We start from the raw sequence: 16,130 nt of genomic DNA, 5'->3' as shown, positions 1-16,130 counted from the left end.
TCTCTATCCTTTATTTAAAGGTATCTTTGAATAAGAAACCAGCTCCTTTAAAATAATCGTATCCTGAGTAGAGCGTGAAGAACAAGGCTATATAAAGCATAATCGTTCCCAGTACTTGCAAGTGGCATAACAGCAAAATAATGGCCAACATCTGTGTCACTGTCTTTATTTTTCCAGGCATAGCTGCTGCCAATACCTGACCACCCGTTTCCACTAGCAATAAACGAAGCCCTGTAACAGCCAACTCACGACAGATGATAATGGCAGAAACCCACGCAGGAGCCAAATCTAGTCCAACAAGCATGATAAAAGCACTCATAACAAGCATTTTATCTGCCAATGGATCTGCGAATTTACCAAAATTAGTGACCACATGCCATTTTCGAGCTAGATATCCATCCAAATAGTCCGTGAAACTAGCCACAGCAAAAATAATCGCTGCAACAATATGACCTCCTAAACTATTTGAAAATGAGGTTAGTAATAAGAAGACAGGGATCATGAGGATCCGAATTACAGTTAGTAAATTAGGGATATTTTCTTTTTTTGTCATTTTTCCTTACTCAATCATTAATGTGATATAGCCTGTTGCAGCTGGTGATAGGGTAGATAAATCTAAGTCTTGTCCATTCACTTTTATAGTGACACCAGACGAAGCTCCCAAGGTAATAGTAGTCTCTTGTGTTTCCTCAGACAATACAACTCTAGCTGTGGTCGTCTCTTGGTTTAAGAATGACCCAGACTCATAATTAGAATTGGATACAGCAAACCATTTGTCAGTTGAGTCTTCTGTCAGTGTTAAAACAATATCGACAGGTTTCTGTGCATGACTTAAATTAGCACTTAGTGTAACACCATCAACCGATGGAGTTACTGTAAGATTTGGAGACTCGCTCGAAGATGAAGGAGACGTTGATGCTGTCGTAGTAGACGTAGCTGTTACCGACTGAGATGGCTCTGATGCGGATGTACCTGCATTAGACGACAATTGTGAGAGCAGTGGTCGTCCTAAAAAGATAAACAAGACTGCCAGGACTAACAAAGCCAGTAAAGTAAGGGGAAATATTTGAGATAAATTGACTTTTTTAGGTTTTTCTCTATGACTCGTTGCGGTGTGTTGTATCACCTGAGTTCGGCTGTAGTTTTCTTCCGGAAGATCTAGTTCAGCCATTTTCTGCTTATTAAGCAGCTGCTCCTGTTTTTCAGCAACCGATAGATGATAATCTCGCAAAATAGCCTCATCATCTAGATCCACTGCTTGCGCATATTTTTTGATATAGGAGATCTCATAGGCCTTACTTGGCAAAAGGGCAAACTGATCCATCTCAATAGCCAGTAAGAAAGAGGATTTGATACCGGTCAAATCTTCAAGATTATCTAAGCTTAATTGCTTAGCTTGTCGACCATCTCTCAATTGTGTTCCGACTGATTTTTTGACCATACGCTATCCCTCTTTTCTAATCCATCTATTATCTTCCTAGTATACCAAAAAATCACTCAATTTCCCATGACTTATTTCGGGAATATTGTGAAGCTCGTTGCTTCCATGTTCGTCACAAAATGATCCGCTATTTCATAGACATCTGCTAATGTCATATGCCTTATAATCTCTCCTGTCAGCAAGTAGTCTTCTCCGTCAGCAAGAGACAGAGTAAGGTAACCCGCTAAATGGTCAATAGTATCTAATGTCTTGATAAAATGACCGTAGATTTCCTTTTTGACAACTGCTAAATGGTCTTCAGAAAAGTCTGAGCTTGTCTTAAATTTTGTCAATACTGTTTTTATCTTGGCAGTCATAGCAATAGGTTGATCGGTATCTAGCGATATACTAACGTACTTAAAGCTATTTGTTACGTCCAAATGAAAATCAAACGAATAATCGATCAATCCGTCTTCATACCACTTTTGATATGTTTTAGAAGTCCAACCAAATAGCATTGCTAAAAACAACTGTAAACCTACTCTGTAGGCTTGTAACTCAAATCCATCAAGCTGCTCAGCCAATCTAAAACCGATACCTAACTTGGGTTGAGTGACATCCATTTCCAGACGGCCACTTGGTTCTACTGGTTTTATAGCAACCGAGGATTCTACAGCACTTCTTGTTTCTATTTCAACTACGTTGTTGACAGTTGATTTGACACTTTCGTCAACTTGATTGACAATATCGTCAACATCGACATCTCCAACAATAACCATCGTGAGCTGAGACCATTGATAGAATCTCTGATAAGCTCTTTTTAAGTCATTAGAGCCAATATTTTGAACGGATGCCACATTACCAGCAATATCCTCACTAAGTGTCGACCCAGGATACAGGTTTGCAAGAAGTCCCTTACTTAGCTGATACTCAGCATCATCCTCATACATCAATAATTCCTTTTGAATGACGAGCTTTTCCTTGTCAATACTTTCTTCTGTTATTTGAAGATCACTAACTAAATTGACAAGTTTGTCAATTCCTTCATTGATATTATTGACAGTGGAAAAATAATAAACGGTTTGCTGATAACTGGTATAGGCATTTGCCTCCAGCCCTAAGGTGGTAAATTCTTCTATAACATCACTGCCATCACTACCTTCAAAAATTTTATGCTCTAGAAAATGGGCTAATCCAAGAGGATACTCATCCGTTTGCCCATCCCTAGCTTCGCCTCTGGTGATCGACCCGAATGGCACTGATAAAGCAACTTGCTTTTCTGTAAACCCTTTTCTGGGAAGCACAAGCAACCGTAAACCACTGTCCAAAATCACCTCATGAAGTGCTAACTTTAATGACTGGTAAGCTTTCATTTTTTTCAGCATGTCTAAGATACTCCTTCTAATAAATGAACAGCCTGAAGCCGTAATTTTTTAGCAACTGCAACGATGGCATTTTTATCTATGGCATCAATTTCTATTAACAAACGCTCGATAGAGAGGTCTTCTTGGGAGTAGTAATCACGAAAAGCCATTTCTATCAATTGATTTGGCGAATCTTGTGAAACTAATAATTGATTTTTTATCGCCAACTTCGCACGGTCTAAGTCTGTCACTGTAAATTTTCCAAGGCGCATCTCCTTAACTTGTCTCAAAATGAGACGAAGAACTTCCGTCTTAGCCGTTTTTTGAATGCCAGCGTAAATAGTGGCCAATTGTGAGAAGTCATCATAGTAGCTTCCAATCGCATAGGTTAACCCCGTTTTTTCTCTAACATTGACAAACAATTTTGACGTCGGTAAGTCACCTAATAAGGCATTATAAACAGCCAGAGATAGCATTTCTGGGGCATCGTAACTAAAGGGCATATGATACCCTAACATTAAAATACTTTGCTGACTTTCTTTAATCTCACACCTTTCTGAAATGACATTAGTGTAAACCTGCTGATACTGAAGATCTAGGGCTACCTGACGTGGACCAAATGGAAACTGATGCAACTGTTTGATCACATCATAATCGTCAAAATCACCAACAATGAACACATCGATTTGATCATGATGGAGCATACGTTGGAATTCTTGATAGGCTGTAAAGGCATCTTCACGTGACAGTAAGTCTTTGGTCGTTAAACTTGACAAAGCTTGACAAGAATCTTGATAAAAACCTTTTCGCAAACCTTGTTCAGCAAGATAAAATAAATCAGCATTCTCACTGTCAATAGCTGCCATTAAATTTTGTTTTTCGACTTCAAAACTGGCTTTTTGATACTGTTCTGTTGCAACTAGGGGATTGAATAGCATATCTTTCAACAAATTCAGCAAAGCTTCTAAAAGAGACTGAGACTCAAAACTATAACTATCACTGATTACGGAACAATTGATATCAAGACAGTGCGTTTTTCCTTTAGTTACTAATGTTGTTGACAAGCTTGCTCCAAATAAATTAGCCAATGCTAATCTAAAAGCCTGATTAGTGGGATAAGTCATTGTTGCTGTCTCTAACATCTGAGCTACTAAAGCTCTTCGAGCAACTGTTTTAGAACGAAGCTGTCCACTAAAACGGCATTTTATATGGACTGTTTTCAAAGATTCATTCTTAATAAGATGTAAATTAACACCCTCTACAATTTCCATTAGGACTCCTTAAACAAAGGTTAGTTGGATAAATTATACCATTTTTTATGATATAATGACTTGAACTAAGATACGGAGACGACTATGGACTACAAATTATTTGATGATTACATTACACTACAAGCCCTTTTGAAAGAAACTGGCATTATCCAAAGTGGTGGTGCCATTAAGGGATTTTTGGTGCAAAACACTGTTCTCTTTAATGGGCAGGAGGAAAACCGTAGAGGAAAAAAATTACGTTTGGGAGATCAGGTGAAACTTGTTAATAGCGATTTAACCATTCGTCTAGTCGAACCGACACCTGAAGAAAAAAAAGTACATCAGGAAGCTTTAGCTGAAAAAGCAAGAGTTGCTGAAATCGTCAAAAAAATGAACAAGACCACAAAAAAACAAGCTTCTAAAATGAAGTCACAGAAAAAACCAGTGCGTTTTCCAGGAATGTCCTAATTATGTGGATTGAAACCATTCAACTAACTAATTATCGCAACTACCAGTCGATCGAAGCAAACTTTTCTCAAAACGTTAATGTCTTTATTGGTCGCAATGCCCAAGGAAAAACAAATTTCCTAGAAGCTATCTATTTTTTATCTCTAACGCGCAGTCATCGGACACGGTCAGATAAAGAACTCATTGCCTTTAAGCAGGACAATCTCCATATTACTGCAACTGTTCAGAAAAAAAACGGGAAAATGCCTCTTGAAATTCATCTTTCTAATAAAGGGCGTATTACCAAAGTCAATCATCTCAAACAAAATCGACTATCCGATTACATTGGTCACCTAACCGTGGTGCTATTTGCACCAGAAGATTTACAACTTATTAAAGGGGCACCAAATTTAAGGCGAAAATTTTTAGATATTGACTTAGGGCAAATAAAAACACTTTACCTAGCAGATTTAAGCCAGTATAACCATATCTTAAAACAGCGTAATGCCTATCTAAAAACGACAGACAATGTTGACACTACTTTCTTATCAGTACTTGATGAACAACTAGCTGACTACGGTAGTCGCGTTATGACACATCGCTATCATTTTATCAAAGATCTTGAAGTTGAAGCCAACAAGCATCACCAGACCATTTCAGAAGATCGTGAATCCCTTAAAATGTCTTACATCTCGTCGGTTCCATTTACAGATCTGTCAACCTTGCGTCAAGAATTTTTACAACAACTTGACAAACATCGTAAGAGAGATATCTTTAAAAAAAATACGGGGATTGGTCCCCATCGGGATGATATAACCTTCTATATCAATGACATGGATGCCATATTTGCTAGTCAAGGGCAACACCGTAGTTTAATTTTATCCTTAAAAATGGCCGAAATTGAACTGATCAAACAAGCAACCAACGAATACCCTATCTTACTTCTTGATGATGTTATGAGCGAACTTGACAACCATCGTCAAGAAAAGTTGCTAGAAGCTGTTTTAAACCAAAATGTACAAACATTCATCACAACCACTAGCCTCGAACATTTAAAATCGCTCCCAAAAACGATTACCTTATTCCATATAGAAGAGGGTACTATAAAATCAGGTACGTAATACGACCTGATTTTCTTGTTTATAACAATGTTAATAAGATTTCACGATCCCCAATAAAATGGCGCCGAGCACAAATAAAATTGTTCCAATCGTAATCCATTGTAGTTCTTTCTTGGTTTTCTTCTCTCCTAAAAAGAGAATACCAGCAACGATAGAGATTACTGCACCAAGTTGTGAGAAGCTAAAGGCGATTGCTAGGCCTGCTTCTGCAGCTGCTAATAGCATAAAGATATTACCTGTTCCCCATAACAAACCTACCACAGCATTTTTTAAAATAATCGGCTCAAAGGACAGATTACTTCTCATAAACAGAAGGGCACCAAGAACCATCCCAATAGCCATAGGTAACAGAACAGATAGGGCTTCAAATTTCATAATATTATTAAACAGTACAGCATATGAAACATAGCCTAACGTTGAGTAAGTTAAGGCCCTAAAACCTTTTGGAAAATCACGATTTTCTAGACTTGTTGTATCATTGGCAGTATCACGACGACTTGAGAAAAAGAAGCCAATCAATAAAATAATTAAAGCAAATATTCCAAGAATAAATTGGATTGGTTTCGTCCATTCTTGGAAAGCTAGAGCCCCAATCAAACTACCTAAAACCAACTGTGAACCACTAGATAGCGGTTGTGCAACTGAAACCCCCATATATTTCATGGCATGAAATTGCCCGTTTTGTCCTACCGACCAAAGTAGTCCCCCTATAATGCCTACAATCCAAAGCGTCATAGACATTTCTGGTTGTACAATGACCCAAGAAACAAAGGCAAAAAATAGAGCACCTAGCGTTAGTCCTAAGGTTTGTTGATTCGCAGTTCCCCCTATTTTATTTGATGTAAAGCCAATTAATCCCCAAGCAAACATCGGGACAAGTGCGTATAATATTCCTTCCACAATAATTCCTTTCTAAAAAACTGAATGAACTTACTTTATTAAAGTTTAAACAACTTGTCAATGATTAATCACTAATTTAATTAGTGACAAAATAAAAAGGAATCCCAGGATCCCTTTATTATCATCTTATAGTGCCTATCAATGAACAGAATAGTTAGGCGCTTCATTGGTAATTTGAACGTCGTGTGGGTGACTTTCTTTAAGACCCGCACCTGACATTTCAATAAATTGAGCATTATCACGGAGATCTTTTAAGTTAGCAGCTCCCACATAGCCCATCCCTGAGCGAATACCACCAAGCATTTGGAAAACAATATCTGCTACAGAGCCTTTATAAGCAACACGCCCCTCAATTCCTTCAGGAACCAACTTGTTAGCTTCATTGACTGCACCTTGGAAGTAGCGATCGCTTGAGCCTTTTTTCATGGCTGCAATAGATCCCATGCCACGATAAGTTTTAAATTTACGCCCTTGGAAGATTTCTGTTTCTCCAGGTGCTTCATCAGTTCCTGCAAACATGGAACCAAGCATGACGGCATTACCACCAGCAGCAAGAGCTTTGACAATATCTCCAGAATACTTGATACCGCCATCAGCAATAATGGTTTTACCATATTCACGCGCTACACTTGCTGCATCATAAATGGCTGTAATTTGAGGTACCCCAACACCTGCAACCACACGAGTAGTACAAATAGAACCAGGTCCAATACCAACCTTAACCACATCAACACCCGCATCGTAGAGAGCTCGTGCACCATCTGCTGTAGCAATATTACCTGCAATCAAGGTCTTGTCTGGGAAATGGGCACGGATTTCCGCAATTTTACGGAGAACTCCTGCAGAATGCCCATGAGCTGTGTCAATAACAATGGCGTCTGCCCCTGCTTCAAAAAGCGCTTCCGCACGGTCAAAGGTATCTGAAGTAACACCGACCGCACCAGCTACCAAGAGACGACCAAATTCGTCCTTGGCAGCATTTGGAAATTCAATGACTTTTTCAATATCCTTGATGGTAATCAAACCTGACAAACGGCCATTTTCATCTACTAAAGGTAGTTTCTCAATACGGTGCTCATGTAAAATACGCTCCGCTGTTTCCAAATCAGTACCTACTTCAGCAGTGATTAAATGGTCACTGGTCATATGTTCTGAAATGAAGGAGTTATAGTCTGAAATAAAGCGCATATCACGATTGGTAATGATACCAACCAACTTACGATTGTCCATTGAGTCAACAATCGGCACGCCACTAATACGATAACGTTGCATCAAGTCCTCGGCTTCATGCACTTTTTGATTTGGCGTTAAAAAGAATGGATCGATAATAACACCATTTTCCGAACGTTTTACTTTTCGAACTTCTTCAGCTTGTTCCTGAATAGACATGTTTTTATGAATAACACCTAGCCCACCAGCACGCGCAATCGCAATAGCCATCTTACTATCTGTTACAGTATCCATGGCCGCTGTAATAATCGGAATATTCAAGGTCAAATTAGCTGCTAACTTTGTTTTCATGCTAACTTCATTTGGTAGAACATGGCTCTCAGCTGGAATAAGTAGGACATCATCAAAGGTAAAGCCTTTTTTCAAAAATTTAGATTCCCAATTTGACATGAAAATTCTCCTTTTATCTTTTGTCTAAAATTTTATTTTTATTATCATATCACGCTAAAATATTTTGTCAACTGCTTACGCCTCAATTTTTATGAGAGAAACCAAAATATAAAGAATTGTTATTTTCCGAAAATTTTTAAAAATTTCCCTAAAAAAGTTCGTTTCAAATGAACTAAAAAAAGCGGTCCTTCGAGACCTGCTTTTTAAAAATAATTAATACCCATCGCATTTTTGACTTCTGATAAGGTTTGTCCAGCAACAACACGTGCTTTTTCACTACCTTCCTTAAGCATTTGGAAGACTTGTCCCATATCTTTAGCATATTCCAAACGACGTTCGCGAATAGGAGATAGCTCACGTTCTAAAATCTCCAATAAGTAGCGTTTGGTTTTGACATCTCCGAGACCACCTCGTTGGTAGTGCTCTTTCATTGCTGAAATTTCTGCTTGATCTTCCTCACGACCAAAAATATCTAAATAGTGGAAGACCATATTTCCCTCAATTTGACCTGGATCTTCAACACGAATGTGATTTGGATCAGTATACATGCTCATAACTTTTTTACGAACCGTATCCATATCATCAGATAAGTAAATGCCATTTCCAAGTGATTTAGACATTTTAGCATTGCCATCAAGACCTGGCAAACGTCCAGCCGCTTCATTTTCAGGATACATGCCTTCTGGTTCGACCAAGACATCACACTGGTAGGTATGATTAAAGCTACGTACAATTTCACGTGTCTGCTCAATCATGGGTTTCTGATCATTACCTACAGGGACCAGGTTAGCTTTAAAGGCCGTAATATCTGCCGCCTGCGAAACTGGGTAAACTAAGAATCCTGAAGGAATAGATTCACCAAAACCTTTTTGAGCAATTTCGGTTTTAACAGTTGGATTGCGTTCCAAACGCGCTAGTGATACCAAGTTCATGTAATACATGGTTAATTCAGCCAATTCTGGAATCTGACTCTGAATAAAAATAGTCGCCTTTTCAGGATCTAAACCAGCTGATAGGTAATCCAAAGCCACATTTCCAATGGACTCCTTGATGATTGCTGACTCTTTGGCATGATCCGTCAATGCCTGTTGATCAGCCAAAAAAACAAACATGTCATATTGATTTTGATTTTGTAAAATCACACGATTTTTGAGTGAGCCTACATAATGCCCCAAGTGCAATTTCCCCGTTGGACGGTCGCCTGTTAGAATAATTGGTTTCGTCATCTTTCTCCTTTACACTCACTTGACAAGATTGTCAAGTTTCTTATTTATCAAAAATCCCCCACGTAGAGTACTCTACGTGAGGGCGTCAATTTTCAATTGCGCGGTACCACCTCAATTAGCACTATGTGCCATCTCTTAAGATATTACGAAGCATGATACCTTTTGGTTTCATGTGAAACATCAGCCCACTTGGTCAAGTTGTCTTACTGATTTTCAGCAACCACCAGCTCTCTGAAAAGACATGACTTAACTACTTATCTGACCCTTTCATTCTAGGAAAAAGGACAACTATTGTCAAGTTTTTCAAAAGAAGTCTTGACCTTCCTCACTACTATCAGCGATAATAGATAAGGATTTTAAAGAAGGAGCTAAAAATGACGAAAAGAATCGTAGATTTTTTATTTGTAACCATGGGTTCTCTGGTATCAGCAATTGGATTTAATACCATGTTTATTGATAATAACATTGCCTCTGGCGGTATGATTGGTATTGCTGTCAGTTTTAAAGAACTTTTTGGGTGGTCGCCATCATATTTTTTACTCTTAATCAATATTCCTTTACTGCTCATTTGTTATATCGGTCTTGGCCGCGCTACCTTGATCAAAACCTTATATGGTTCCTGGATTTTTCCGCTTTTTATTGGTTTGACTGAGCCATTGCCCACACTTACCCATGACCACATGCTAGCAGCTATTTTTGGAGGTGTTATTGTTGGTTTTGGCTTAGGAATGGTTTTTTGGGGAAATTCCTCAACAGGGGGAACTGGGATTTTAACCCAAGTCCTTCATAAATACAGTCCTTTATCACTTGCGATGGCCATGTTAATCGTAGATGGGATCAGTGTTGCAATGGGATTATTTGCCTTTCCTGTTGAAACTGTTATGTACTCTATACTAGCCCTCATCATTATCTCATACACGGTTAATACTATGGAAGCAGGTGCCTCTTCTGCTCGTAATATGATGATTGTTTCATCTAAATACGCTGATATCAAAAAAGTGATTGCTTCTGACCTTGATAGAGGAGTTACAACCATACCTATCAAAGGAGGATACACCGATAAGGATCAAGTCATGCTCATGACAACTATTTCTAATTTTGAGGTGCATCGTTTTGAAAAGGCTATTGCCAAAATAGATCCTTCAGCTTTTGTCATCATCACACCAGCTAGTCGTGTTACTGGCCGCGGATTTAGCCTAACAAAAGATTATAAAGTCCCTGAGGAAGATATTATCTTACCGGGCTAATCATTGAAAAATCGCTATTTTTCTAGTAGAATGAAGTAGCATATTATAGATAAAATGAGGTAATCACATTGCTTACAGTTTCAGACGTATCTTTACGTTTTAGTGATCGCAAACTTTTTGATGATGTTAACATCAAATTTACAGAAGGAAATACCTACGGACTTATTGGTGCCAATGGTGCCGGGAAATCAACTTTTCTAAAAATTCTTGCTGGAGACATCGAACCATCTACAGGGCATATTTCACTTGGTCCAGATGAGCGTCTATCCGTGCTTCGTCAGAACCACTTCGACTATGAAGAAGAACGTGCTATTGACGTTGTTATCATGGGTAACCAAGAACTTTACGACATTATGAAAGAGAAAGATGCTATCTACATGAAAGCTGACTTTTCTGATGAAGATGGGGTTCGTGCTGCTGAACTTGAGGGACAATTCGCAGAACTTGGCGGCTGGGAAGCAGAATCTGAAGCTTCTCAACTCCTCCAAAACTTGAACATCCCAGAAGAACTTCACTACCAAAATATGAGCGAGCTTGCTAATGGTGACAAGGTCAAAGTTCTCCTTGCCAAAGCCCTCTTTGGTAAACCAGACGTTCTACTTCTTGACGAGCCTACCAATGGTCTTGACATCCAGTCTATCTCCTGGTTAGAAGATTTCTTGATTGATTTTGAAAATACCGTTATCGTTGTCTCCCATGACCGTCACTTCCTAAATAAAGTATGTACACACATGGCTGACCTTGATTTTGGTAAAATCAAACTCTTCGTTGGTAACTATGATTTCTGGAAAGAATCATCTGAGTTGGCTGCACGTCTCCAAGCAGACCGTAATGCTAAAGCTGAAGAGAAGATCAAGCAATTACAAGAATTCGTTGCCCGTTTCTCTGCCAACGCGTCAAAATCAAAACAAGCGACATCTCGTAAGAAAATGCTTGATAAAATTGAACTGGAAGAAATAGTCCCATCAAGTCGTAAATACCCATTCATCAGTTTCAAAGCTGAACGTGAAATGGGGAATGACCTTCTAACCGTTGAAAACTTATCAGTGACGATTGATGGTGAAAAAATTCTCGACAATATTAGCTTTATCCTTCGTCCGGGTGATAAAACGGCTCTTATCGGTCAAAATGATATCCAAACCACAGCTCTTATCCGTGCCATTATGGGGGAAATCCCTTATGAAGGTACCGTTAAGTGGGGAGTGACTACTAGTCAATCTTACCTTCCAAAAGATAATACTAAGGATTTCGAAAATGGTGAAACTATCCTTGAATGGTTACGTCAGTTTGCTTCTAAAGAAGAAGACGATAATACTTTCTTACGTGGTTTCTTAGGACGCATGCTCTTCTCAGGTGACGAAGTTAACAAGTCTGTCAATGTCTTGTCAGGAGGAGAGAAGGTACGCGTGATGTTGTCAAAACTCATGCTTCTTAAATCAAATGTCTTGGTACTAGATGACCCAACCAACCACTTGGATTTGGAATCTATCTCAAGCCTTAACGATGGCCTTAAAGCTTTCAAAGAATCCATTATCTTTGCCAGTCATGACCATGAGTTTATCCAAACACTTGCTAATCACATCATCGTTCTTTCTAAAAACGGTATTATTGATCGTATTGATGAAACTTATGACGAATTCCTTGACAATAAAGAAGTGCAAGCCAAAGTTCAAGAGCTTTGGAAAGACTAAAAACCAAAACTCAGTTGTTCATCAGCTGAGTTTTCTACTATATCTTTACAAGAGGTTTACAAGTTTAAACTATGTCTACACATTTTACATTAAAAAAAGGATTACCCTACTTTCTAGGTTTTCTCTTACCCTTTTTCATAATGACTATTGTGCTCTTAACAAATGAGATTTGGTGGGGAAGCGATCGAACCATTCTAGCCAGTGATGGCTTCCATCAATATGTTATTTTTGCACAAGGTTTGCGCAATATCTTGCATGGATCAGACAGTCTTTTTTACACCTTTACAAGCGGACTTGGCCTCAATTTTTATGCGCTCATCAGCTATTACTTAGGCTCTTTTCTATCGCCTTTTGTCTTCTTTTTCTCTTTGACATCCATGCCAGATGCGATCTACTTATTTACCTTGATCAAATTTGGCTTATCTGGTTTGAGTATGTACATAGCTTTACGGTCTCTTTACAAGACTGTCAATCCTTATTTACTGCTCTCACTATCTACTTCTTATGCCCTTTTAAGTTTTGCAACCAGTCAACTGGAAATAAATACATGGCTTGATGTTTTTATTCTCTTACCTCTGATTATACTGGGATTACATCACCTACTAGAGCAGCGACAGTTCTTTCTCTATTATCTTAGCTTGACCATTTTATTTATCCAAAATTATTATTTTGGCTTCATGATGGCTATTTTTTTAATACTCTATTTTTTAGCGCAGATGACGCGATATGCTTCTTGGAAAATACGGTTACGGCAACTTCTGGACTTCTCGCTCATCTCTCTCTTTTCAGCCTTATCAAGTGCCATTATGCTAGTGCCTACCTACTTTGACCTCTCAACACATGGAGAAAATTTTTCATCTTTTGACAATCTTTTTTCAAAAGATGCCTGGTATCTTGATATTTTTGCTAAAAATATGATTGGAGCCTATGATACAACAAAATTTGGATCCATCCCAATGATCTATGTGGGATTATTTCCACTAGTTTTATGCCTTATTTTTTTCACCTTATCAACGATAAAGTGGCCAGTTAAACTATCCTATGCTTTATTACTCAGTTTTATCCTAGCAGCCTTTTATATAGAACCTTTGGATCTACTTTGGCAAGGTATGCATGCACCTAACATGTTTCTACATCGCTACTCGTGGGTTCTTTCATTAACCATCATTCTAATGGCAGCTGAAGTGTTATCTCATGCTGAAGCTATCAAATGGAAACGTCTTTTTATTCCCTTTATCATACTTTTTTTAGGATTTGTGACAGTAGGTCTTTTTCAGAAAAACTATGATTTTCTATCTCCAACCCAACTAGCTTTAACGCTAATCCTATTGGCTGCCTACTTTGTCATTCTGATAAATTTGAATAATCGCTTATTACCTCGGCAATTTCTTATTAGCTTTACACTTATCTTTACACTCTTTGAAATCTTTATCAACACTTTTTTAGTTGTTGGCAGTTTGGGAGATGAGTGGGTGTTTCCAACAAGAGAAGGTTATGAAAAACAGCTCACCAGTATTGAAAAATTAGTAACCTATACAAAGTCAAAGGAAACTGACTTTTACCGGATAGAAAGACTTCTTCCCCAAACAGGCAACGATAGTATGAAGTATAACTATAACGGTATTTCTCAATTTTCTTCAATCCGAAACACAAACTCTAGTAGTCTATTGGACCGGTTAGGGTTTCAATCTTCAGGGACCAACCTAAATTTGCGTTACCAAAATAATACAATCATTGCAGACAGCCTTTTTGCTGTATCCTATAATTTAGCCAGTACTGATCCCAATAAATTCGGGTTTCAATTGGACCAGACGCAAACAGACATGTCTCTTTACAAAAATACCTATGCTTCATCCTTAGCTATATTGACACCAAATATTTACAAAGATATCAAGTTTACAGTCAATACACTGGATAATCAACGAAGCTTCTTAAATAGACTAACCGGCTTATCAGAGAATTACTTTCAACGGCTACATCAAAACATTATTGGTCAACATACCCAACTTAATAATCGCATAACACTAAAGTCTGACACCAAAAAATCTAGTCAAATAACCTATCGATTGTCAGTACCTGCTAACCAACAAGTTTACGTCAGCATGCCTAATATTACCTTTAGTAATGACAACCAACAAGATGTTACAGTCTCTGTCAATCATAAATCACAGGTTTACACTACTGACAACGCCTATTCCTTTTTTAATATTGGTTATTTTGAAACACCTCAGCAGGTTGATGTCACCTTAAGTTTCCCTGATAATGAGACAATCTCTTTTGATAGCCCCAATTTTTATGCCCTAGATACCAACACCTATCAAAAAGCAATGGCGATAATAAAGCAACAAGATGTTACTACTCGAACCCAAAAAAATACAGTTATTACTAAATTTAAGGCTAAACAGCGAGCTTCCCTAGTTTATACACTACCTTATGACAAGGGATGGACAGCTCACTTAAATGGTAAAGTAGTCCCTATTCAAAGGGTTCAAAAAGGATTCATGAAAGTAGATGTGCCAAAGGGTGAAGGAGAAGTAATCCTGACCTTTATTCCAAAAGGATTGCGACTTGGTACGATCTTATCCCTTGCTGGTTTTCTGCTTTTCATCCTTTATCGTCAATTCATTAAGCGATTGAAGTAAACAACAGAAACAAGTTTTAACCGAAAAACAGCTGATACTGATGTATTGCACCCCAAAAGTTAGACAGAGAATCTAACAATTGGGGTCTTTTTTGATGAAATCAAGTTATGAAGATAAACTAGAAATATACGAGTTGAGAAAGAGCGGAGCGGAATGACATAGTCTCAGATTTTCAATCTTAAATACATGATAAAACTTATTGTATAGGTATGGCATAGGGATTGTTCAACGAGAAAAAATAACGATTATCCTCTCGAATTAAAACAGGAAATGATCGATAAAGTCTTAATTAATACTCAATAGCCGTGCTATGCTGACAAACTGTCTTTCCCAATACCATAAAAATGGTCATACTATTCTTGAAAAACCAAGAGGGAGACTGAGTAAGATTAGAAACCAAGGGCAATAGTCCTGATAATGGCATAATGGAGTCTTTCTTCGGCATTCTCAGGTATGAAATGTTTTATAGATTTGAGAAATCTTATAAGTCACTGGATGAACTTGAGCAAGCTATTAGAGATTATATTTTTACTACAACAGGCGAATCAAAGCAAAACGAAAAGGACTTAGTCCTGTGCAATACAGAATCAAATCCTTGCAATAATATAATGATTTCTCCAATTTTTTTGGGGGTACAGTACATCGATACCAGCTATTTGGGATTAGAATTCAAAAGAAAATTGACCTGGCTAATTAGCCAGGTCAGTTTTAAGATAGTCCGTACGGGATTCGAACCCGTGTTACCGCCGTGAAAAGGCGGTGTCTTAACCCCTTGACCAACGGACCATTTGGTGCCTTATTTAAGACTCTTATTATTATATCAGATAAAATGAATTTGTCTAGCTTTTTTTCAAATTTTTTTTTGTACCTTTGTCAATGATGTGAGACCTAAAATGTTATTTTGAAGTCTTCCATTTGTTAAGCTTTACTAGGAGCTAGCTCCTAGTAAAGCTTTTCTGATATCGATAGGAGATTTCCAGCCTAAAGTCTGCATAGGGAGTCGATTGGAACGGTACAGATAGATTTTCATCTGCTTGATTAGATCGTCATAGGAATAGAAGGTCAAGTGCTGGTAGAAACGTCGATTGTCATTTCGATGACTGCGCTCTACCTTTCCATTATGCCTTGGTGTTCGAGGGCGAATCAACTTGTGCTCAATACCAAGTTCCTGACAAAGTAAGTCTAGTGGGTGAACTTGTTTG

General features: G+C 38.1%; 13 protein-coding genes, 1 tRNA gene and 1 pseudogene. 6 read left to right on the top strand and 9 right to left on the bottom strand.

The window, feature by feature from the left end:
• Positions 1 to 10 precede the first annotated feature (10 nt).
• The 4 genes from pgsA to yfmF form a co-directional block, all read right to left on the bottom strand.
• A complete protein-coding gene (gene pgsA / locus G574_RS0106065) occupies positions 11 to 553 on the bottom strand; it encodes a CDP-diacylglycerol--glycerol-3-phosphate 3-phosphatidyltransferase (RefSeq protein ID WP_017769791.1) in 543 nt (180 codons plus the stop codon).
• 6 nt (positions 554 to 559) lie between these two features.
• Positions 560 to 1,441, bottom strand: coding sequence for a helix-turn-helix domain-containing protein (locus tag G574_RS0106060; RefSeq protein WP_029691419.1), 882 nt, complete (start codon positions 1,439 to 1,441; stop codon positions 560 to 562).
• Positions 1,442 to 1,512: 71 nt separating this feature from the next.
• On the bottom strand, positions 1,513 to 2,805 hold the full coding sequence (yfmH, locus tag G574_RS0106055; protein WP_029691418.1) for an EF-P 5-aminopentanol modification-associated protein YfmH: 1,293 nt from the start codon (positions 2,803 to 2,805) through the stop codon (positions 1,513 to 1,515).
• 2 nt (positions 2,806 to 2,807) lie between these two features.
• Complete coding sequence (yfmF, locus tag G574_RS0106050; protein WP_029691417.1) at positions 2,808 to 4,055, bottom strand: EF-P 5-aminopentanol modification-associated protein YfmF; 1,248 nt, start codon at positions 4,053 to 4,055, stop codon at positions 2,808 to 2,810.
• A gap of 84 nt (positions 4,056 to 4,139) precedes the next feature.
• On the opposite strand from yfmF, the gene yaaA reads away from it, so the two are divergent.
• Together yaaA and recF are read left to right on the top strand one after the other, a co-directional pair.
• Positions 4,140 to 4,502 carry a S4 domain-containing protein YaaA gene (yaaA, locus tag G574_RS0106045; protein WP_029691416.1) on the top strand — a complete coding sequence of 121 codons (363 nt, stop codon included), beginning with the start codon at positions 4,140 to 4,142 and terminating at the stop codon, positions 4,500 to 4,502.
• Between the two features lie 2 nt (positions 4,503 to 4,504).
• A complete protein-coding gene (gene recF / locus G574_RS0106040; protein WP_029691415.1) occupies positions 4,505 to 5,602 on the top strand; it encodes a DNA replication/repair protein RecF in 1,098 nt (365 codons plus the stop codon).
• 30 nt (positions 5,603 to 5,632) lie between these two features.
• Here the strand turns inward: recF and G574_RS0106035 are convergent, their stop codons facing one another.
• The 3 genes from G574_RS0106035 to trpS all read right to left on the bottom strand — a co-directional run bounded on the left by G574_RS0106035 (position 5,633) and on the right by trpS (position 9,348).
• The gene (locus tag G574_RS0106035; RefSeq protein WP_029691414.1) at positions 5,633 to 6,502 is read right to left on the bottom strand and encodes a GRP family sugar transporter; all 870 of its coding nucleotides are present in this window, start codon (positions 6,500 to 6,502) and stop codon (positions 5,633 to 5,635) included.
• Positions 6,503 to 6,640: 138 nt separating this feature from the next.
• On the bottom strand, positions 6,641 to 8,122 hold the full coding sequence (gene guaB, locus G574_RS0106030) for an IMP dehydrogenase (protein WP_029691413.1): 1,482 nt from the start codon (positions 8,120 to 8,122) through the stop codon (positions 6,641 to 6,643).
• A 203-nt stretch (positions 8,123 to 8,325) separates the two neighbouring features.
• Entirely contained in the window at positions 8,326 to 9,348 is a 1,023-nt protein-coding gene (trpS, locus tag G574_RS0106025; protein WP_029691412.1) for a tryptophan--tRNA ligase, read from the bottom strand.
• Positions 9,349 to 9,722: 374 nt separating this feature from the next.
• On the opposite strand from trpS, the gene G574_RS0106020 reads away from it, so the two are divergent.
• The 4 genes and pseudogenes from G574_RS0106020 to G574_RS11535 form a co-directional block, all read left to right on the top strand.
• Complete coding sequence (locus G574_RS0106020; RefSeq protein WP_029691411.1) at positions 9,723 to 10,595, top strand: YitT family protein; 873 nt, start codon at positions 9,723 to 9,725, stop codon at positions 10,593 to 10,595.
• 68 nt (positions 10,596 to 10,663) lie between these two features.
• A complete protein-coding gene (locus G574_RS0106015; protein ID WP_029691410.1) occupies positions 10,664 to 12,286 on the top strand; it encodes an ATP-binding cassette domain-containing protein in 1,623 nt (540 codons plus the stop codon).
• 71 nt (positions 12,287 to 12,357) lie between these two features.
• Entirely contained in the window at positions 12,358 to 14,928 is a 2,571-nt protein-coding gene (locus G574_RS0106010; protein ID WP_029691409.1) for a YfhO family protein, read from the top strand.
• 389 nt (positions 14,929 to 15,317) lie between these two features.
• Positions 15,318 to 15,532, top strand: a pseudogene (locus G574_RS11535) (IS3 family transposase); the annotation flags it as partial.
• A gap of 110 nt (positions 15,533 to 15,642) precedes the next feature.
• Here the strand turns inward: G574_RS11535 and G574_RS0106005 are convergent.
• Both G574_RS0106005 and G574_RS0106000 read right to left on the bottom strand, forming a co-directional pair.
• A tRNA-Glu gene (locus G574_RS0106005) sits at positions 15,643 to 15,714 on the bottom strand.
• A 142-nt stretch (positions 15,715 to 15,856) separates the two neighbouring features.
• A partial coding sequence (locus G574_RS0106000) for an integrase core domain-containing protein (RefSeq protein ID WP_029691408.1) occupies positions 15,857 to 16,130 on the bottom strand: 274 nt, incomplete at its 5' end.

Source organism: Streptococcus hyovaginalis DSM 12219, assembly GCF_000420785.1.
GTDB lineage: Bacteria > Bacillota > Bacilli > Lactobacillales > Streptococcaceae > Streptococcus > Streptococcus hyovaginalis.
This window is presented reverse-complemented; position numbering and strand designations above follow the sequence as displayed.

Excerpts from the sequence above, each read along its gene's own strand:
- pgsA (WP_017769791.1), bottom strand. The coding sequence starts at position 553 with ATGACAAAAAAAGAAAATATCCCTAATTTACTAACTGTAATTCGGATC.
- G574_RS0106060 (WP_029691419.1), bottom strand. The coding sequence starts at position 1,441 with ATGGTCAAAAAATCAGTCGGAACACAATTGAGAGATGGTCGACAAGCT.
- yfmH (WP_029691418.1), bottom strand. The coding sequence starts at position 2,805 with ATGCTGAAAAAAATGAAAGCTTACCAGTCATTAAAGTTAGCACTTCAT.
- yfmF (WP_029691417.1), bottom strand. The coding sequence starts at position 4,055 with ATGGAAATTGTAGAGGGTGTTAATTTACATCTTATTAAGAATGAATCT.
- yaaA (WP_029691416.1), top strand. The coding sequence starts at position 4,140 with ATGGACTACAAATTATTTGATGATTACATTACACTACAAGCCCTTTTG.
- recF (WP_029691415.1), top strand. The coding sequence starts at position 4,505 with ATGTGGATTGAAACCATTCAACTAACTAATTATCGCAACTACCAGTCG.
- guaB (WP_029691413.1), bottom strand. The coding sequence starts at position 8,122 with ATGTCAAATTGGGAATCTAAATTTTTGAAAAAAGGCTTTACCTTTGAT.
- trpS (WP_029691412.1), bottom strand. The coding sequence starts at position 9,348 with ATGACGAAACCAATTATTCTAACAGGCGACCGTCCAACGGGGAAATTG.
- G574_RS0106020 (WP_029691411.1), top strand. The coding sequence starts at position 9,723 with ATGACGAAAAGAATCGTAGATTTTTTATTTGTAACCATGGGTTCTCTG.
- G574_RS0106010 (WP_029691409.1), top strand. The coding sequence starts at position 12,358 with ATGTCTACACATTTTACATTAAAAAAAGGATTACCCTACTTTCTAGGT.